This window comes from Streptomyces sp. R818, from assembly GCF_056172735.1.
Window position 1 is genome coordinate 14,419 of the sequence record NZ_JAOCNE010000003.1, and the last position, 19,103, is coordinate 33,521.

Genomic DNA, 19,103 nt, shown 5'->3' on the forward strand with positions numbered 1-19,103 from the left:
GCGTTGGGGAGGGACCGTGGCGCGTGCGCGTACACCTGTCGTCGCCAACTGGTTCGCGGGGGAAGGGCACGACTTCCGTCTGCTGGGCACGCGGTGCTCGGCCTGCGCGTCGGTGTTCTTCCCGCGTGAGGACTCGGCGTGCCGCAACCCGGGGTGCGCGGGCGGTGAGCTCGTCGAGGTGCCGCTGTCGCGGCGGGGCCGGGTGTGGTCGTACACCGACGCCCGGTACCGGCCGCCCGAACCGTATGTGTCGGACCGGGAACTTCCGTGGCGGCCCTACACGTTGATCGCTGTGGAGCTTGCGGCAGAGCGACTCGTGGTGCTCGGCCAGGGGGCTCCGGGGATCTCCGTGACTGATCTGGAGGTCGGCATGGAGGTGGAGCTCGTGCCGGGCGTGCTCGGCGAGGAGGGGGACGACGAGAGGGGTACGGCGTTCACGACGTGGCACTGGCGGCCGACGAGCGTGGCGCCTGACGGGGTGGTACCGGAATGACGGGGGCGGTGGCGGGATGACGGGGGACGTGGCGGTCCTCGGCGCGGGCATGCACCCCTGGGGCAAGTGGGGGCGGCCCTTCGTCGAGTACGGGGTGGCGGCGGCGCGGGCGGCTCTCGCCGACGCGCGCGTGGAGTGGCGCGACGTGGACTTCGTGGTCGGCGCGGACACCGTGCGCGGTGGCTATCCGGGGTACGTGGCAGGGGCTACGTTCGCCAGGGCGCTCGGATGGCAGGGCGCCCGGGTCACCAACGTGTACGCGGCGTGCGCGTCGGGGGCGCAGGCGGTCAATGCGGCTCGGGCGCAGATCCTAGCGGGGCTCGCCGAGGTCGTCCTCGTGGTGGGCGCGGACGCCGCGCCCAAGGGCTTCTTCCGCCCGGCGGGCGGGGAGCGCCACGACGACCCCGACTGGCTGCGCTTCCGGGTCCTGGGCGCGACCAATCCGACGTACTTCGGGCTCTACGCGCGGCGCCGCATGGCCGTGCACGGGGACACGCTGGAGGACTTCGCGCAGGTCAAGGTGAAGAACGCGGCTTGTGGCGCGCTCAATCCGAACGCGCGCTACCGCGCGGCGGTCACGGCCGAGGAGGTCGCCGCGTCCGCTGTCGTGGCCGATCCGCTGCGCCTGCTCGACATCTGCGCGACCTCGGACGGAGGCGCGGCCCTCATCCTGTCCAGCATGGAGTTCGCGCGCCGTCACGGCGTCACGGCGCCGGTCCGTGTCCGGGCGGTCTCCACGGTGACGCCGACGTACCCGGCCACGGTGCTCGATCTGCCCGACATCGCCACGGACTCGGCGGCGGATGCCGAACCGGAGGGGCCGGGATTCCGGGCCTCCATCGCGCACGCCGCCTACGAGGAGGCGGGGATCGGGCCCCGCGACCTGTCGCTCGCCGAGGTCTACGACCTGTCCACGGCGCTCGAACTGCAGTGGTACGAGGATCTCGGGCTGTGCGGTGAGGGCGAGGGGGCGAAGCTGCTCCGCGAGGGCGCGACCGCGCCCGGCGGCCGCATACCGGTGAACGTCAGCGGTGGTCTCGCCTCCTTCGGTGAGGCGGTTCCGGCACAGGCGATCGCGCAGGTCTGCGAGCTGACGTGGCAGTTGCGCGGGGAGGCGGGGGCGCGGCAGGTGGCGGGGGTGCGGGCCGGGATCACCGCGAACCAGGGGCTGTTCGGGCACGGCTCGGCGGTCGTCGTCGTCCGCTGATCCACCGCGCGCTCAGGCCCTGATCTTCGCACCGCCCCCTACCTCAACCTCCGTCCGTGTGGCGGGAATTGGGGCTTACCGGCCTCCCCTCAACCGGTGTCGTCCGCGACCTTGACGCTCCAGTACGGCCGGTGAACACTTCCGGTGTCAGTCGGCATCGCCGCATGTCGGCCCTTCGTCCACGGGCCGCTCCCCCACGCTCGGCGGCAGTGCGGGCACGCTTGTCACGGACGCCGGGCGGGGCGCGGGACGCTCCGCCGCCGGCCGAAGTCGCCGGAACCAGCCATGGGATACGCACCCTGCACGGAGGACCGGGGCGAGGGCCCCGGGCGAGGGCCTAGGAGCCGCCATGAGCAATGGAGACATCTTCGTAGGCGAGGTCATCGGCACCGCCATCCTGATCCTGTTCGGCGCGGGCGTCTGCGCCGCCGTCACGCTCAAATACTCCAAGGCGAAGGCGTCCGGGTGGATCGTCATCGCGTTCGGCTGGGGCTTCGGCGTCCTCGCGGGGGCGTACACGGCCGCGCCGCTCTCCGGCGGGCACCTCAACCCCGCTGTCACGCTCGGCATCGCCGTCGACACCGGCAAATGGGACAAGGTCTGGGTCTATCTGTGCGGCCAGATGGTCGGGGCGATGCTCGGCGCCGTCCTCGCGTATCTGGTGTACCTCGCGCAGTTCAACGCCAATGTGAGCGCGGGCGCGAAGCCGGACGCGGAGGGCGCGCAGGAGCCGGCGGGCGCCACGGAAGGCGGGGGTCCGGTGCCCACGCTCGGGATCTTCTCCACGATCCCCGAGATCCGGAACCCGGTCGCGAACCTGATCACGGAGATCATCGCGACGATCGGCCTGGTCCTGCCCATCCTCGCGTTCGGCCTGACCAAGGGCCTGGGCGAGTCCGGCATGACGGTGCTGCTCGTGTCGCTGGTCGTCGTCGGCATCGGCCTGTCGCTCGGCGGGCCCACGGGCTACGCCATCAACCCCGCCCGCGACCTGGGGCCGCGCATCGTCCACCAGTTCCTGCCCATTCCCAACAAGGGCACCTCCGACTGGGGCTACGCCTTCGTCCCGGTGGTCGGACCGCTCATCGGCGGGGCGCTGGCGGGGTCATCTACAACGCAGCGTTCTGAGCACGTCACCACTCGCACGCCGTCTTCTCACGAAGGGGTAGCCATGCCCGACAACTCCGTGAAGTACGTCGCCGCCATCGACCAGGGCACCACGTCGAGCCGTTGCATCATCTTCAACCAGGACGGCGAGATCGTCGCCGTCGACCAGCGCGAGCACCGTCAGATCTTCCCGAAGCCGGGCTGGGTCGAGCACGACGCCACCGAGATCTGGTCCAAGGTGCAGGCCGTGGTGGCGGGCGCGATCGCCAAGGCGGGCCTGCGCCCCGACCAGCTCAGCGCGCTCGGCATCACCAACCAGCGCGAGACGACGGTCCTGTGGGACCGGGCGACCGGCAAGCCCGTGCACAACGCGATCGTGTGGCAGGACACGCGGACCTCGGCGCTCTGCAAGGAGCTCGGCGGCACGGACGGCCAGGACCGGTTCCGCGAGCAGACGGGGCTGCCGCTGGCCAGCTACTTCTCCGGGCCGAAGGCGGCGTGGCTGCTCGACAACGTGCCCGGTCTGCGGGCGCGCGCGGAGCGCGGCGAGATCGCGTTCGGCACGATGGACTCCTGGCTGATCTGGAACCTGACGGGCGGCACCGACGGCGGCGTCCACGTCACGGACGTCACCAATGCCGGGCGCACCATGCTGATGAACCTGGAGACCCTGCAGTGGGATCCGACGATCCTGTCGGCGATGAACGTGCCGCAGGCGCTGCTCCCCGAGATCCGGTCCTCGGCCGAGGTGTACGGCACGGCGGTGGGTCAGCTCTCCGGGGTGCCGGTCGCCTCCGCGCTCGGCGATCAGCAGGCGGCCGTCTTCGGGCAGGCCTGCTACGACACGGGGACGGCGAAGAACACGTACGGGACGGGCAGCTTCCTGCTGCTCAACACGGGGAACCGGCCGGTCGCCTCGAAGAACGGCCTGCTCACCACCATGGGGTACAAGATCGGTTCCGAGGCGCCGGTGTACTGCCTGGAGGGGGCCATCGCGATCACCGGCGCCCTGGTGCAGTGGTTCCGCGACCAGCTCGGCATCATCAAGAGCGCCGACGAGATCGAGACGCTTGCGGCGAGCGTCGACGACAACGGCGGGGCGTACATCGTGCCGGCGTTCTCCGGTCTGTTCGCGCCGTACTGGCGCTCCGACGCGCGCGGTGTCGTCACGGGCCTGACCCGCTACGTCACCAAGGGGCATCTGGCCCGCGCCGTCCTGGAGGCGACGAGCTGGCAGACCCGTGAGGTCGTCGACGCCATGTACCAGGACTCCGGGGTGCGGATCACGACGCTGAAGGTCGACGGCGGCATGACGAAGAACAACCTCCTCATGCAGCACCAGGCGGACGTGCTCGGGGTGCCCGTCATCCGGCCCAGGGTGTCCGAGACGACGTGCCTGGGCGCCGCGTACGCCGCCGGGCTCGCGACGGGCGTGTGGAACGACCTGGACGAGCTGAAGGCCCACTGGCAGCGCGACGCCGAGTGGACCCCGTCGATGGACGAGCGGACCCGGGACGGCGAGTACCACAACTGGCGCAAGGCGGTGGAGAAGAGCTTTGGCTGGCACGAGGAGGAAGGCGCCGGGAAAGCCTGAGCGCGGGCCCCGGGGGCAGGCACGGGCGAGGCAGACACGGGCGAGGCAGGCACGGAGCAGCCACAGGCAGAGAAGCACGCGCGCGTAGCGGCGAAAAACGTCCTACGCGCGCGTGCCGCGCCGTTCAGTTCAGGTCAGGGTCAGGTCACCGCGGGCTGGCGGCGGCGGGCGGCCGCGTCGGCGGCGTGCTCGACGACGCGGATCAGGACGTCCTTGACGGAGTCCTTCTCGCGGGCGTCGCACAGGACGACGGGGACGCTGTCGTCCAGGTCGAGTGCCTGCCGCACCGAGTCGGCGGGGTAACGGGCGGCCCCGTCGAAGCAGTTGACGCCGATCACGAAGGGGATGGAGCGCCGCTCGAAGTAGTCGACGGCGGCGAAGCAGTCCTCCAGGCGGCGGGTGTCCGCAAGGACGACGGCGCCGAGCGCCCCGGTGGCGAGCTCGTCCCAGAGGAACCAGAAGCGGTCCTGTCCCGGGGTCCCGAAGAGGTACAGGACGAGGTCCTCGCGGAGCGTGATGCGGCCGAAGTCCATGGCCACCGTGGTGGTGTGCTTGCCCTCCACGCCCTGGGTGTCGTCGACGGGCCGTCCGGCCTCGCTCAGCAGCTCCTCCGTGCGTAAGGGCCTGATCTCGCTGACCGCGCCGACCAGCGTGGTCTTGCCCACGCCGAAGCCGCCGGCCACCAGGATCTTGAGCGTGACGGGCTCGACGGGGCCCTTGCGCTCGGATCGCCCGAAGATCATGGGTTGTCTCTCCTGCCTCACTACTGGATGTCGCTGGGTGCTTGCGCGCCGTCCCAGAGGGTCTTACAGGGCTCTGAGGCCGTCGATGACGTCGCGCAGAATGGATGCGTCGGGCAGTTCCGCGGGCGGCACGGGACGGCTGACGTGGACCAGTTCGTCGTCGACGAGATCGCCGATGAGGACCCGGACCACGCCGACGGGCAGGTCCAGCTCCGCGGCGAGCTCGGCGACCGACTGCGGGGCGTCCTGGCAGAGCCCGACGATGTCGACGTGCTCCGGCGACAGGGTCTGGTCGGCGACCGGGTCGTCGTCACGGGACTCCGCGACGACGACCGCGATCAGGTCGAGGCGATGCTGGGCCGCGCTGCTGGTGCGGCCGCGTGTCATGGCGTACGGACGGACGACGGGGCCTGCCTCGTCGTCGAACCAGGCGTGCGTCTCCTGCGTCTCCTCACCGTCTGCGCTCATGCCGACCCACTACCCTCCAGCGGTCTTGTCCGTGCGGGGAGCCGTGCCCAGGTGTGTGCCCACGCGCTTGACCAGCAGAGTCATCTCGTAGGCGACAAGGCCGACATCGGAGTCCGCGTCCGACAGGACGGCGAGGCAGCTGCCGTCGCCGGCGGCGGTGACGAACAGGAACGCGTCGTCGAGCTCGACGACGGTCTGCCGGACGCCGCCCGCGTCGAAGTGGCGTCCGACGCCCTTGGCGAGGCTGTGGAATCCGGAGGCGACGGCGGCGAGATGCTCGCTGTCCTCCCGGCTGAGGTCTTTGGAGACCCCCGTCGGCAGTCCGTCCCCGGAGAGCACGAGCGCCTTGCGGATGCTGGCGACGCGCTCGACCAGGTCGTCGAGGAGCCAGTTGAGCTCCCCGGATCCACCGATCGTGGTCTGCGCGGTGGCCTTCGGTGCGGTCATCGACCGTCCCCCTCAGAAGTCGTTCCCTGTGCTGTGCCGTCGGCGCGGTCGGCGCTCCCGGCGTTCTCCGCTGTCTCAGCGTTCTCTTCGCGGCCGCGCCGCCAGCCCCGCTGGAGCGAGGCCATCCGGCTGCGGACCTCTTCGGCGTCCCGGTCGGCGGGCGATGCGGAGGCGGTCTCGTCGCGGGCCTTCGCGCGGTCGCCGCGCAGGTCGGGCCCGTCCTTCAACTGCGGTGCCAGGTTCGCCTGCCGTACGCGCCTGGGCAGGCCCCCGGCCGCTTCGGCGGGCGCAGCGGGCTCGGCGGCACGCGCGCGCCTGCGCGGGAGGTCGGCGGGCGGTGTCGGCGCGAGGCCGCGCGGGCTGTCGGCGCCGTCCCGGTCGTGGCGCTCCCCCGGCTCCGTGGCGCCGCCCCGGTCGAGGGCGGCGGGCCGGGTGCGCGTGACGGGCCTGCCGTGCGAGCTGACGAGCTTGGGGGCGCGGCGGCGCGGCAGGGGCACGAGACCCTCCGGCAGCGCGTCACGGCCCCCGTCACGGCCGCTCTCGGCGGTTGTCACCTCGTCGGCCTGCTGGTGCTGTTCGCCGGGGAGACCGGCGACCGGGCGGCGGGGCCGGAACAAAGCGCCGCGTTCGCTGTCCTCGTCGCCGAGCGCGCCCGGGAAGGCGGTGGTGTCCGAGGCAGCCGGGGCCTCCAGGGTGATGGGCTGTCCAGCTCGACGGGGCCGCCGAGCACGGACGCCGGAAGGCCGGGCAGGCCGTCGGAGGTGCCGAGGCCGGGCAGCGGCGCGTGGCGCGTCCCCTCGGGCCGGTCGAGGCGGAACCCTGCGCCCTCGGTGTCGGGGGCGTCGGTGAGCAGCGCGTCCGGGATGAAGACGACCGCGGTGGTGCCCCCGTACGGGGACGGCTGCAGGGAGACGCGGACGTTCTGCCGCTGGGCGAGACGGCTGACGACGAAGAGGCCGAGCCGGTCGGTGTCGGAGAGTTCGAACTCGGGGGTCTCGGCGAGGCGCAGGTTGGCGTCGAGGAGGGCGTCGGCGGCCATGCCGAGGCCGCGGTCGTGGATCTCCAGGGTGAAGCCGTTGGCGACGCGCTCGCCGAGGACCTGGACGGCGGTGTGCGGGGGCGAGAACACCGTGGCGTTCTCCAGGAGTTCGGCCACCAGGTGGGTGAGGTCGGCGACGGCGGGCCCGGTCACCGCGATCCGCGGGAGGCGCCGCACCTCGATGCGCTCGTAGTCCTCGACCTCGGCGACGGAGGCCCGCACGATGTCCATGAGCTGCACGGGCTTGCGCCACTGGCGGGACGGCGCGGCCCCGGAGAGGATCACGAGGCCCTCGGCATGGCGGCGCATACGGGTCGTCAGGTGGTCGAGGCGGAACAGGTCGGCGAGCTCGTCGGTGTCGTCGGTCCTGCGCTCCATGGCGTCGAGCAACGTCAGCTGTTTGTGGAGGAGGACCTGGCTGCGGCGCGCGAGGTTGACGAAGACCTCGGAGACGCCGCGCCGCAGTTCGGCCTGCTTGACGGCCGCCTCGACGGCGGAGCGCTGCAAGGTGTTGAGCGCCTGGCCGACCTGGCCGATCTCGTCCTTGTCGTACTCCAGGCGCGGGGACTCGGTCTCCACGTCGACGGTCTCGCCCGCTGCGAGGCGGCGCATCACGCCCGGCAGCCGTACGCCGGACGCCTCATGGGCCTCCAGGCGGAGACGGCGCAGGTCGCGTACGAGGCCGCGGCCGACGCGGACGGACATGAACAGGGAGACGAGCAGGGCGAGGAGGCCGAGGACCCCGGCGATGCCGGCCCGGACGAACACCTTGACGGCGATCGGTTCCGCGCGGTCCTGGTAGCGCTTCGCGGCGGCGGTGTCGCGCTCGGCCAGCTCCCCGAGGACCTGGCTCGCGGCCTTGTCCCAGCTGGCGGAGGTGACGCCCCTCGGGGTGCCGGGGGCGCCGGTGACGAGGGCGTTCTCGGCGGTGCGCAGCGGGTTGGTGTCGGGGCTGCGCCAGTAGCGCTGGTAGCGGGCGCGTTCGTCGGCGGGCAGCAGGGCGAGGTGGGTGTCGTACAGGAGCGTGCGCTGGGCCACCAGGTCGGAGACCTGGCGCAGTTCCTGCTGCGTGAGACGGCCCGCGACGAGGCCCGAGGCGACCAGGGCGTCCTCGCGCGAGAGCAGTTCGCGGGCCTCGATGACCCCGGCGACGGCACGTCCCTGGCTCTCCACGTCGGAGTCGTCGAGAGCGGTGAGGTGGAGCAGGAAGCGGTCCGTCGGCTCGAGCAGGCGGGTGTAGAAATCGAGCGCCTGCGCGCGCGTGACGGTCCCTTCGTCCACGTTCCTGCGCAGGGACTCGATGCCTTCGAAGCCCTCGACGGCGGCGTCCAGGGCACCGCGGGCCTCGCCGTTCAGATCGTCCCGCAGACCGGCGTCGTCGGCCTTCCGCTTGATCACGGACATCTGCTCGTCGGCGACGCCGCGCTGGGTCCGCAGGTCGGACTGGGCCTCGGAGGCGCGCGGGTCGGCGAGGTAGACGAGGGTCTGGCGGCGTTCGTCCTGGAGTGCGCGGCTGGTGTCGACCAGCGGGTAGCCGATGGCGTCGGCGGCGTTGTCCGCCGAGAGCAGGTGCATGGCGGCCCGGCCGGTGATCACGGAGGCGAAGGCCCAGATCGCGGTGAGGGACAGGAGCGGCACGAGCAACAACGCCACGATCTTCCGGCGGATGGACTTCCCGCGAAAGCGCATGGCCTCCCCCAGATCGCCCCCGTGTGGTCGCCAGGGGCACACATGTGCGTCAACAAACGGCGCGAGCCTACTACTGAGACACGGCCAACTCGAAGGCCTGTCCGGATGCTGTCCGGTCCCTTTGCGGTACGGGCGCCCCGAGTTGTCCGGGCATTGCGGGAGATTGCATCCCGGGATTCCGGTTGACGGCGCGTGTGACTGTTGGACGACTGTGACAGGCAGTTGGCCGGAATTCTTCGGTTCCTCTTTCGACTTCGGGTCAGTTGTCCGGAACGGGAATCTTTGTGGGCGGCCGTTCGTCTTTCTTGCAGGATGTACGGGGGGTGTACGGGGGCGCGGAGCGCACACCGGGAGGTGGCGTGAAGCGGAGCAGTCCGGGCACTCACTGTGCAGGCGGCCGGTGCGGGGGCACCGGAGCGCGGTGTCGCAGGCAATGCCTGAGAGCGGTGGGGAGTGACGTGGTGTCGGAGACGGCGGAGCGGCGGGAGTTGTGGGTCGAGGAGCCGGCGAAGCGGCGCCGGATGCCCGATCCGGTGCGTACGGCGGCGGTGCGGGCCGTCCTCATCAGCTCGGTCACGCTGATCCAGGCGATGGTCGCCTTCCTGTGCACGCTCGCCGATTCCTGGCTGGCCTTCCCCATGGTGCTCAGCAGCGTGGCCAGCACGGTCGTGGCGACGTGGAGCGTGCTCGACGTCTGGGTCACGCGCCAGGTCTGGTACCAGCGCCACGGGGTCATCTCGGTCCCGGCCAGCACGGCGCGCCAGCTGCGCAAGGAGCGGCGGCAGGCGCGGCGGGCGGGGCGGCGGGCACCGGAGGGCATACGGCGGACCGGTCGCGCCGGTCAGCTGAAGCACACGTGAGCCGGCTCCACCCGGGAGGCCCGCCCATGTCCCCCGCCTACGACGTGATCGTCATCGGTCTCGGCGGTATGGGCAGCGCCGCCGCGCACCATCTCTCCGCGCGCGGCGCCCGGGTGCTCGGCCTGGAGAAGTTCGGCCCGGTGCACCACCGCGGGTCCAGCCACGGCGGTTCGCGCATCACACGCCAGTCGTACTTCGAGGACCCCGCGTACGTACCGCTGCTGCTGCGCTCCTACGAACTGTACGAGGAGTTGGAGCGGGCCACCGGCCTCGACATCGCCACCTTGTGCGGCGGCGTCATGATCGGCCGTCCCGACTCCGTCACGGTCAGGGGTTCGCTGCGCTCCGCCGAACAGTGGGGTCTGCCGCACGAGATGCTCGACGCGCGCGAGATCCGGCGCCGTTTCCCGACGCTGACGCCGACCGACGACGAGGTCGCGCTGTTCGAACGCAAGGCCGGGCTGCTCCGCCCCGAGAACACGGTCGCGGCGCACCTTCGACTGGCCGAGCGGGCCGGTGCCGAGCTGCGTTTCGAGGAGCCGATGACGCGGTGGGAGCCGTGCGCGGGCGGCGGCGTGCGCGTGCACACCGCCGAGGGCACGTACACGGCCGGGCAGTTGGTGATCTGCCCGGGGGCCTGGGCGCCGCGGCTGCTCACCGACCTGGGCGTCCCCTTCACCGTCGAGCGCCAGATCATGTACTGGTTCCGGCCGAGCACGGGCGAGGCGCCGTTCCGCCCGGAGAGCCATCCGATCTACATCTGGGAGGACGCGGCGGGCGTCCAGGTCTACGGCTTCCCCGCCCTCGACGGGCCCGGCCTGGGCGCCAAGGTGGCCTTCTTCCGCGGCGGCGCGGAGTGCACCCCGGAGACCATCGACCGGACCGTCCACGACGCCGAGGTCCGTGCCATGGCCAACCACATGTCCCGCCACATCCCGGCGCTGCCCGGCACCTTTCTCAAGGCCGCGACCTGCATGTACACCAACACGCCCGACGAGCACTTCGTCATCGCCCGGCACCCCGCGCACCCGGACTCCGTGACGGTGGCCTGCGGGTTCTCCGGGCACGGGTTCAAGTTCGTGCCGGTCGTCGGGGAGATCCTCGCCGACCTGGCGCTGACCGGCGCCACCGCGCACCCCGTCGGCCTCTTCGACCCGAACCGGTTCACCGGCACGCCCGCCGGCCGGTGAGCCGTTTCACGCCTCCTGGGCCGCCTGCTCCGTGCGGGCGGCGGGCACCGTGGGCTCGGTGGGGTCCTCCGGGCGTTTGAACATCCGGGTCGCCGTGATCTCGCCGTGCACCGTCTCCCCCTCGGGATCCTGCTGCGGCAGACCGGGGCGCAGGTGCTCCTCCACGCTGATGTACTTCAGGCCCGCCCGCAGGTCGGCATCGTTGCGCAAGCGGATGACCAGCGGGAACTCGGCGAGCGCCGTCGTGTCGAAGAGGCCGGTGGTGTAGAGGAGCTGGACGCCGAGCGCGTCGGAGACTGCGCGCTGGAGCTCCAGGAGGTACGTGGCGTTGGCGCGGCCGATGGGGTTGTCGAGGAACAGGGTGCCCGCGTGGCGGTGCTTGTCGCGGCCCCGGTCGTTCGAGCGCAGCGCGGCCATCGTGCAGTACAGCGCGATGGCGGCGGTGAGCAGCTGGCCGCCCGAGAACACGTCGCCCATCTGCCCGACGGGCACCCGCTCGGCGCGCAGCACCGCGTCGGGCTTGAGGATCTCGACGGCGACGCCCTTGGGTTCGAGCGCGGCGCCGACGCTGCGCAGCAGCAGGGACATGCCGTCGCGCCGCATGTCGGAGTTCTTCTTCACCGCCGCGCGCGTGGCGTCGTCGATGACCTCGCCGAGGCGTTCGGTGAGCGTGGCCTGGTCGGGCTCCTCGAAGCGGATCCGCAGGAACTCCTGGCCCGACCATTCGCCGAGCCCTTCGGGGAGCCGCGAGAGGCGCTGCGCCGAGCGAAGGGTGGCCAGCGAGGATTCGACGAGGCCGCGCAGGCGGTCCACGATCGAGTCCCGGTTGCGTTCCAGCTGCGCCAGTTCGTCGGTGAGCACCCGCAGCCGGGGCGCGAACGCGTCGGCCCAGCGCTGCGCGTGCTCGGGCAGCGCCGACGCGGGCAGCTCCCGGATCTGCTGCCGCGCGGGCGTGCGCACCTGCTCGTAGCGCGTGGAGTTGGCGTGCCGTACGAGGATGTCGCTCGCCTCGCGGACAGCGGCCTCGGCGGCGGACAGGTCGGCGGCGCAGCCGCGCAGCGAGCGGCGGGTCTCGGCGGCGGCGGTGCGGGCCTCCTCCAGAGAGCCCGGGTAGGGCTCCGGCTCCTCCTGGTCCTCGCCGTCGGCGTGGTCGCGGAGCAGGTCGCGCAGGAGGGCCGCCGTCTCGTCGAAGCCGCCGGTGCCGTCCTCGGCGGCGCGGTGGGCGTCGAGGAGGTCGCTGTGGACCGCGCGCGCGGTGTTCAACGCCTCGGTGCGCGCGGCCAACTCCGTGGTGACCGTGCGCAGGAGGGCGCCCGCCTGTTCGGCGTCGGCGGGGACGAGGTCCTCGGGCAGCTCGGTGTGGGCCTCGCCGTCCTCGGGGGCGTGCCGCTCGGCCTCGCCGCGCAGCCGGCCGAGCTGCTCGCTGGCGGTGGACGCGCGCGTCTCCAGGAGCTGGACGAGTTCCTCGGCGCGGGCGGCGGCGGCCTGCCGGGACGGGCCGTCGGACCCGTCGGGCGATTCGAGGAGCGCGGCGGCACGGGTGCGCACCTTGTTGCTGAGCCGGTCCAGCTCGCTGAGCGCGGCGGACTCGTCGCTCTCGGCGCGGGCCTGCTCGGCACGGAGGTCGGCGCCGACGCCGACCTTCTCGTAGAGCTGCGACGCGGCGCGGTACGCCTCGCGCAGGGCGGGCAGCGACGCCTTGGGCGCCTCCCCCTCGGGCACGTCGTCGGGGGCGCCCGCGATCTCGGCGCGCTCCGCGCGCAGCGCGCGGGCGGTGCGGCGGGTGTCGTCGGCGGAGCGCTGGGCGGAGCGCCGGTCCTCGTCGGCTGCGCGGGCGGCCTCCAGGCAGACCTGGGCGCGGGCTTCCGACTCGACGGCCTCGTCGGCGAGTTCGCGGACCTTGGCCTGCCAGGCGGCGCGCTCGCGCAGGCGGTAGGCGAGTCCGGCGAGGGCGTCGGCGGTGCGCCGGGCGCGCTGGGCCGCCTCCTGGCGCTCGTCGCGCACGCGAGTCGCCTCGGCGGCGGCCTCGTCGGCCTCGGCGCGTACGGTGCGGGCCTCGGCCAGCTCGGCCTCGGCCTCCCCGGCGAACGTACGGGCCTGCTCGGCGGCCGTGGCGAGTTCGGTGAGGCGGCCTGCCGGGCAGCCCGCGCGCCAGGAGCCGAGCCGGGCGGACAGTTCACGGTCCTTGGCGAGGCGTCCGGCGAGGGTGCGGATGTCCTCGTCGCGCTGGGCGGCACGCGCGCGCAGCGCTTGGCGCTCCTCGTCTGCGGCGTGCTCGTCGTGCATGGCCGGGTTCGGCGGCACGAGGAAGACGCCGTCGCCGGACGCGCTCTCGCCCGGGGTGGGGGCGAGCAGCGCGCCGGAGGTGCCGACGGCTACGGCGGAGCGAGGCAGGAGCGCGGCGCCCGCGAGGGCTGCACGCGCGCGTGCGTGGGAGGCGGGGTCGGTGATGATGACGCCGTCGACCAGCTCGGGGCGGGCGGCGAGCACGCGCGCGTGGTCGACCGGGTCGACGGACTGGGCGAGGTAGCGCCAGCCGGGCAGGGCGGGGATGCCGTGCTCGCCGAGGTACTCGACGGTGGCCAGGACGTCCGGTCCGGGCGGGAGCAGGCCGCCGTCGCCGAGGGCGCCGAGGATACGGGAGTCGTCGGCGGCGGCCGTGCGCAGCTCGAACAGCTGCCGCTCGGCGGCGGAGACGGAGTCGTCGAGGAGGGTGGCGAGGTCGTCGGCGGCGCGGTCGAGGTCCTCGGGGGTGAGCGGCGCGTCGGCGGCGTGGTCGCCGGTGGTTGTTGGGGCGCCGGTGGTGCCGGTGGTGCCGGTGACCCGAGTGGTGCCAGAAGTACCGGTCGCGCCGGAAGATCCGTCAAGGCCGGTGGTGGCCGCCGTGGTGCCATCGGCACCGAAGGTGCCGGCGGTGGCGCCCAACGGGCCGTTCACGCCCAGGAGTTCGGCGATCCGCTCCTCCCCGGCCAGGGCGGCGGCCGCCCGCTCCTCGGCCCGGTACGCCTGCTCGGCGGCGTTCGCCGCGTCGGCGGCGCGGGCGGCGGTCAGCTCGGCGCGGGCCTCGGCCGAGGCGGCCTCGCGCGCGTGCTCGGTGGCGCGGCGGGCGGCCTCACGGGCGGTGTCCCAGGCGGCGACGGTCGTCTTCTCGGCGTCGGACGCGGCGAGCGCGGCGCGCGCCGGGTCGGCGTCGGGCGCGCTGTCGTCGAGCCAGCCCGCGCGGACGGCCTCGGCGGTCTCCTGCTCGACCTCGGTCAGGCGCTGGCGCAGGTGGCCGAGTTCGCTGCGGGCGCGCTGGGCCTCGGTGGCGGCGGCGGTCGCGTCGCGGTGCGCGGTCTCGCCCGCCTCCTGGAGGACGGCGGAGCGCTCCTCCTCCTCGTTGGCATGGCTCTCGGCCTTCTCGGCGGCGCTGTGCAGGGCCCGGACCAGTTCGGCGGCGGCCTTGGCGCGGGCGGCGAGCGCCGGGGCCGCGTCGCGCTCGGCCTCGCGGATGGCGGCGGCCACGCGCGCGGAGCGGTCGGCCGCGGCGCGGTGGCGCAGGACGGCCTCGGCGGCCTGCCAGGCGGAGTGCAGCGTACGGGCGTCTGCCAGCTCGCGCTTCTGCGCGGCGGCGGCCTTCTCGGCCCCGGCGAGCGCCAAGGAGGCGTGGCGGTAGGCCAGTTCGGCGGCGATGAGGGCGCTGCGCCCGCGCGCGGACTCGGCCTCGGTGACGGTGTGCGCGGCGGCGGTGACCTGCTGGGCGAGGTCGGCGGCGCGCCCGCGCTCGACGCCCGCGCGAGCGGAGAGGCGCCGGGCGAGCGTGCGGGTGCGGCGCTCGGCGGCGGCGTGGATGTCACGCGCGCGTGCCCGTGTATCGGCAGCCTCGACGATACGGGTCAGCAGGTCGACGGAGCCCGCCGTGAAGTCCCGTTCGGCGATCAGCTCGGCGCGCCGCCCCAGCTTGTTGCCGAATCCGCTGACCAGGTCGGCGAGGCCGTCCGTGTCGCGGGTGTCGGTGACGGCGCGCAGCAGCAGGTCGGTGAAGTCGGAGTCCTTCTTGACGGCGAAGAGACCGGCCGCCTCGCCCTCGTCGGCGTTCATCTCGCGCTGGTAGCGGAAGAGTTCGGGGTCGAGCCCGAGGTCACCGAGGTGTTCGTTCCACCGGTCGTGGCCCTCCTCCCAGTTCACCTCGAGGTGCGGATACGCCTTGCCGGCCTCGTTCAGGGCGTCTCGGAAGCCCTTCATGGTGCGGCGACGGCCCTTGGCGCCCGAGGCGCCCTCGGCAGTGGCGCGGACGGCGGTGGACTCGGCGACGGGCAGCGAGTCGAGGCTGAGGCCGGGCCCCGGCCGGAAGGAGTACCAGGCCTCGGCGAACTTGCGGGGGTCGTTGGAGACCTGCCGTCCGCGCCATTCGCTGGCCTTGCCGACGACGACGCACTCGCCGGTGAGGGTGTGCTGCCACTCCAGGGCGACGTGTCCGCAGTCGTCGGCCAGGAGGAACTTGCGGAGCACGCCGGAGCTGGCGCCGCCGAGCGTGTTGCGGTGACCGGGCAGCATCACCGAGAAGATCAGCTTGAGCAGGACCGACTTGCCGCCGCCGTTCTCCAGGAAGAGCACACCGGCCGGCGCGGGGCGGCGCGGCGGGCCCACGGGCTCGTCCTCGAAGAACTCCGCCTGGGTGGGCGCGGGGTGGGGCACGGGCGCGCCGACGCCCCGCAGGTCGAGCACGGTGTCGGCGTAGCGCGCACCGGCCGGCCCGATGGAGTAGAGGCGAACCCGGGACAGCTCGTACATGGCGGACTCTCGTGGTAGGTACGGACGGACAAAAGGTACGGGGTCGGTCGGCGGTCGGCGGTCGGCGTCGGAATGTCAGGAGTGGAACGGGAGGCCCGCGTCCGCGACCAGCTCCGCCGCGTCCTCGTCCATCGGCGGCACCAGGCTCGCCGAGCCGTCGGTCACGGCGACCACGCCGAGCTCCAGGAGTTCGGCCATGGCGGCGGTGCCGGCCATGTCGCGGACCTGCAACTGGTAGCGGGCCGTGGTGCGGTAGGTGCCGCCGCCGTCGTCCCCGGTTCTCTGCAGGAACCCGGAGTCCGTCAGGAACGCGACGGCCTTGGCGACGATGCCGGTCGTGGAGCCCGCGAGGCGGCGCGCGTCCTTGGTGGCACCGGTGGAGCTGCGCCGCGCCCAGATCCGCCAGGCCGCTTCGAGCCCGGGGGCGTCGGTGGCCGGGTCGGTGTTCTCGCCCTGTTCGTCGGCGCGCTCCTCCAGCTTGCGGCAGGCCTGGCGGACGAACGCGTCCACGCCGTTGACGCTGACGCGGCCGATGTAGCCGTCGTCGGCGAGGTCCTCGGGGCGTGGGAAGGCGAGTGCGGCGACGGCGAGGTGGGCGAGGCCGTGCAGGAAGCGGTCGGTGGAGTCGGCGGCGGTGCGACGGGCGTAGTCGCCCATGCGGACCGCGAACACCGAGTCCTCGGCGGCGGTCACGGCCATCCCCGCGCGCGGGGACACCTCAAGGACGACGAGGCCCAGGCCCGTGGCGACGGCGTCGGCCAGGCGCGCGAACGGCGGGTCCTCGCGGTAGCGGCGCAGCAGTTCGCCGTACTCCTGGTCGCGGGCGGGCTGGAGCTTGGGCTGGAGGCCGAAGGAGACGAGCCGGGCCGCGTCCGCGGCGTCGGCGGGCGTGACCGGCGCGGGTGCCCTGACCGCACCCGCACCCGCGGACTCGGGCTCGCCCCACTCGGCGTGGTCGTCGGGGTGCTCGGTCACGGGCGGTGCTCCTCGGTCATGTTGTCTCGGCAGGTCACGTCTCGGTACACGGCGCCCCTCTGCGATGGGCGCATCACGCCGCCTCCGTCCGGTCGGCCGCCATGCCTGCCGCGTCGAGCAGGGCCGTGCCGACTATGAGGTCGGCGCCGCCGAACTCCTGGTCGTCGAGTTCGGTGCCGTCGTCCACGGCGAAGAGCAGCTGGCCCTCGCCCTGGCGGTAGGCGGTGCCGACCGGCGGGCTCGCCGCGTGGACCGCCAGCAGGGCGACCAGGTACGGCAGTTCGGGGTCGCGCCGCCGGGCTTCGGCGAGGAGGCCCGACAGGCGGCGCGGCGCGTCCGCCGGCAGGTCGAGCAGCTCCTTGGCGCTCGCGAGCTGCTCCTCGCTGAACCGGCTGTCGTCCGGGGTGGCGATGAGGTCGGGCTCGGGCATCTCGGCGCCGAGGTGCTCCCGCTCCATCGGCGGGGTCAGCAGTATGTCGACCAGGTCGCCGACGCGTACGGAGACGGGCGTGCGCAGGCCCGTACCGCGCGCGAAGAACGCGTCGGTCACCCGGCGGGCGTCCTGCACCGGGAGCGGCAGCAGGGGCGCGACGAGCTGCCCGTACAGGTCGAGGCCCGCGCGCGCGGAGGGCGTCGCGAACGCCTGGCGGTCCTGTTCGGCGCGGAACAGCGGCCCGGCCTCCAGGAGGCGCGACTGGAGCTGTGTGTGGCGGCGGATGCAGTCCTTGACGATGTCGACGAGTTCGGCGGCGCGGCGCTTCTGCTCCGGGTCCTCGGACTCGTCGCGTGCCTTGCGGATGTTCGTCAGGATCGCGTTCTCGTGGCGGTAGCGGTCGGCGACGTGGTCGAGCGCCTCGGCGATCATGTCGGGGACGGCCTTCAGCCAGTCGACGGCGCGCACATTGCGGCGCGTGGCGTCGAGCGCCTTGCGCAGCGTCTCGGAGTACTGCACCGTCCGGTAGCGGGCCTGCTCGGCGGCGAGCTGCGCGTCGGCCAGGCGGCCGCGGCTGATCAGCACCTCCAGCTTCACCTCGGCGGCGATCTGGGCGCTGGTGACGTCGGTGTCGAGGGCGCCGACGAGCACATTAACGGCCTCGTCGGTGGTGCGGAGGTAGACGCTGCCGCCGGGGCCCGGGACCTCCTCGATGAGCTTGAAGTCGTAGTCGCGCCGCACATAGGAGCCGTCCGTCGCGAACGTGCCGTACACGGCGCGGAATCCGCGGTCCACCGAGCCGACGTTGATCAGGTTCTCCAGGACCCAGCGGGCGACGCGCTCGTGCTCGGCGCCGGGCCGCTGGGGCGCCTGGGCGGCGATGCGGGGCACCAGACGGGCCACTATCTGCTCGTGGTCGGCGCCCGTGTCGAAGTCCATGGTGAGCGTGACGAGGTCGATCGCGCTGAGCGCCACCTCGGCCATCCCGTACGTCGAGTACTCGCCCGCCAGGTTCGCCTTGCGCACGTCGAGATCGTGCAGCGGCGCGGTGCAGGCGAGCGCGCGGAGCCGCCGCGCGAGCCCCTCGTCGGCGGCCGGCCCCGGCGCGGGGCGCGGCCCCGCGCTGAGCTGGGGCGGAACGGATTCCGTGGTGGCAGGCGAAGTCACGGAGCACAGACTAGGCGCTGGGTCTGACAACGGTCGAAACGACGCAGATGCGACCCGGCCCCGGGCCGCTACAGGTCGGCCGGGACCCGCTGCCCGTAGACCTCGACGAGGCCGTCGCGGGAGTCGTCGAGATAGGCGGCGAGGAGCGCCTCGGCGTCGTCCCTGCGGCCCTCCTTCAGGGTCTCGACGATCTGGACATTGCGGGCGAGATAGGGCTCGTGGAGGCGGCGCGGGTCGTCCACGACGTGGAAAGCGAGGCGGAGTTCGGCCAGGACGCTGCGCATCAGTTCGTCCGTGCGTTCGCTGCGCGCGAGGGCGACGAGTTCGCGGTGGAAGTGGATGTTCGCGGTCGAGACGCCTTTCCACTCGCGGGCCCTGGCTGCGCGCTGCCCGTCGGCGACGGCGGCGGCCACCCCGTCGATCGCGTACGGGGGTTCGCCGAGGGAGCGCACGACGGCGCACTCGATCATGCGCCGGATCCGGTAGATGTCCTCGACGTCGTCGACGCTCAGGACGCGCACGAAGACGCCCCGGTTGAGCCGGTGTTCGAGCAACCGCTCGTGCGTGAGCAGCCGGAACGCCTCGCGCAGCGTGTTGCGCGAGACGCCGAGGGCGCCGCCGATGCTGTCCTCCGACAGCCGGGTGCCGGGCGGGAAGAAGCCGTCCGCTATGCGGCTCCTCAGGATGTCCGCGACGCGCTCGGCGGTGCTGGTGCGCCCGAGCAGCGGGCGGTCGTCGGCGAGTGCGTTCAGTTCTTCCGTGGCCACGGCCGAATTCAAGCGCAGATACAGGAACGAGACAACATGGGTATTGAGGGATCGTTCAACGATCCTCTACCTTGACGTCCAGAGGGGTCCCGGGACCGGGCCCTCGCGCGCTCTCCGCTCATCCCGTACGCACCGCCACGCACACACATCC

At 73.1% G+C, this 19,103-nt stretch carries 12 protein-coding genes and 2 pseudogenes; 6 read left to right on the plus strand and 8 right to left on the minus strand.

Annotation, left to right across the window (positions count from 1 at the left end; translation table 11 throughout):
- The first annotated feature begins 16 nt into the window (after nt 1–16).
- The 4 genes and pseudogenes from N5I75_RS05160 to glpK all read left to right on the plus strand — a co-directional run bounded on the left by N5I75_RS05160 (nt 17) and on the right by glpK (nt 4,401).
- The gene (locus N5I75_RS05160) at nt 17–493 is read left to right on the plus strand and encodes a Zn-ribbon domain-containing OB-fold protein (RefSeq protein ID WP_476674789.1); all 477 of its coding nucleotides are present in this window, start codon (nt 17–19) and stop codon (nt 491–493) included.
- A gap of 16 nt (nt 494–509) precedes the next feature.
- A complete protein-coding gene (locus N5I75_RS05165) occupies nt 510–1,700 on the plus strand; it encodes a lipid-transfer protein (protein WP_476674791.1) in 1,191 nt (396 codons plus the stop codon).
- Nucleotides 1,701–2,049: 349 nt separating this feature from the next.
- Nucleotides 2,050–2,793, plus strand: a pseudogene (locus N5I75_RS05170) (MIP/aquaporin family protein); the annotation flags it as partial.
- Nucleotides 2,794–2,871: 78 nt separating this feature from the next.
- Nucleotides 2,872–4,401 (plus strand): glycerol kinase GlpK, encoded by a 1,530-nt coding sequence (gene glpK, locus N5I75_RS05175; RefSeq protein ID WP_476676922.1) that lies wholly within the window; start codon nt 2,872–2,874, stop codon nt 4,399–4,401.
- Between the two features lie 140 nt (nt 4,402–4,541).
- On the opposite strand, the gene N5I75_RS05180 is transcribed toward glpK, so the two are convergent.
- From N5I75_RS05180 to N5I75_RS05195, 4 genes and pseudogenes are all read right to left on the minus strand, one after another.
- Entirely contained in the window at nt 4,542–5,144 is a 603-nt protein-coding gene (locus N5I75_RS05180) for a GTP-binding protein (RefSeq protein ID WP_476674793.1), read from the minus strand.
- 63 nt (nt 5,145–5,207) lie between these two features.
- Nucleotides 5,208–5,612, minus strand: a complete 405-nt coding sequence (locus N5I75_RS05185) for a DUF742 domain-containing protein (RefSeq protein WP_476674795.1) — start codon at nt 5,610–5,612, stop codon at nt 5,208–5,210.
- A gap of 9 nt (nt 5,613–5,621) precedes the next feature.
- A complete protein-coding gene (locus N5I75_RS05190) occupies nt 5,622–6,059 on the minus strand; it encodes a roadblock/LC7 domain-containing protein (RefSeq protein ID WP_476674797.1) in 438 nt (145 codons plus the stop codon).
- Nucleotides 6,056–8,787, minus strand: a pseudogene (locus N5I75_RS05195) (sensor histidine kinase). The gene N5I75_RS05190 and the pseudogene N5I75_RS05195 overlap by 4 nt, the downstream one beginning before the upstream one ends.
- 437 nt (nt 8,788–9,224) lie before the next feature.
- On the opposite strand from N5I75_RS05195, the gene N5I75_RS05200 reads away from it, so the two are divergent.
- Nucleotides 9,225–9,647, plus strand: coding sequence for a hypothetical protein (locus N5I75_RS05200; RefSeq protein WP_476676923.1), 423 nt, complete (start codon nt 9,225–9,227; stop codon nt 9,645–9,647).
- Between the two features lie 26 nt (nt 9,648–9,673).
- Nucleotides 9,674–10,837, plus strand: coding sequence for an N-methyl-L-tryptophan oxidase (solA, locus tag N5I75_RS05205; RefSeq protein ID WP_476674798.1), 1,164 nt, complete (start codon nt 9,674–9,676; stop codon nt 10,835–10,837).
- A gap of 6 nt (nt 10,838–10,843) precedes the next feature.
- On the opposite strand, the gene N5I75_RS05210 is transcribed toward solA, so the two are convergent.
- From N5I75_RS05210 to N5I75_RS05225, 4 genes are all read right to left on the minus strand, one after another.
- Nucleotides 10,844–15,610, minus strand: coding sequence for a hypothetical protein (locus tag N5I75_RS05210; RefSeq protein WP_476674799.1), 4,767 nt, complete (start codon nt 15,608–15,610; stop codon nt 10,844–10,846).
- 75 nt (nt 15,611–15,685) lie between these two features.
- A complete protein-coding gene (locus tag N5I75_RS05215) occupies nt 15,686–16,585 on the minus strand; it encodes a hypothetical protein (protein WP_476674801.1) in 900 nt (299 codons plus the stop codon).
- A 73-nt stretch (nt 16,586–16,658) separates the two neighbouring features.
- Entirely contained in the window at nt 16,659–18,185 is a 1,527-nt protein-coding gene (locus tag N5I75_RS05220; RefSeq protein WP_476674803.1) for a hypothetical protein, read from the minus strand.
- A 68-nt stretch (nt 18,186–18,253) separates the two neighbouring features.
- A complete protein-coding gene (locus tag N5I75_RS05225) occupies nt 18,254–18,952 on the minus strand; it encodes a GntR family transcriptional regulator (protein WP_476674805.1) in 699 nt (232 codons plus the stop codon).
- Between the last annotated feature and the right edge of the window lie 151 nt (nt 18,953–19,103).

What these genes read in the sequence shown, in the direction of transcription:
- N5I75_RS05165 (WP_476674791.1), top strand. Translation starts at nt 510, where the DNA reads ATGACGGGGGACGTGGCGGTCCTCGGCGCGGGCATGCACCCCTGGGGC.
- glpK (WP_476676922.1), top strand. Translation starts at nt 2,872, where the DNA reads ATGCCCGACAACTCCGTGAAGTACGTCGCCGCCATCGACCAGGGCACC.
- N5I75_RS05180 (WP_476674793.1), bottom strand. Translation starts at nt 5,144, where the DNA reads ATGATCTTCGGGCGATCCGAGCGCAAGGGCCCCGTCGAGCCCGTCACG.
- N5I75_RS05185 (WP_476674795.1), bottom strand. Translation starts at nt 5,612, where the DNA reads ATGAGCGCAGACGGTGAGGAGACGCAGGAGACGCACGCCTGGTTCGAC.
- N5I75_RS05190 (WP_476674797.1), bottom strand. Translation starts at nt 6,059, where the DNA reads ATGACCGCACCGAAGGCCACCGCGCAGACCACGATCGGTGGATCCGGG.
- solA (WP_476674798.1), top strand. Translation starts at nt 9,674, where the DNA reads ATGTCCCCCGCCTACGACGTGATCGTCATCGGTCTCGGCGGTATGGGC.
- N5I75_RS05210 (WP_476674799.1), bottom strand. Translation starts at nt 15,610, where the DNA reads ATGTACGAGCTGTCCCGGGTTCGCCTCTACTCCATCGGGCCGGCCGGT.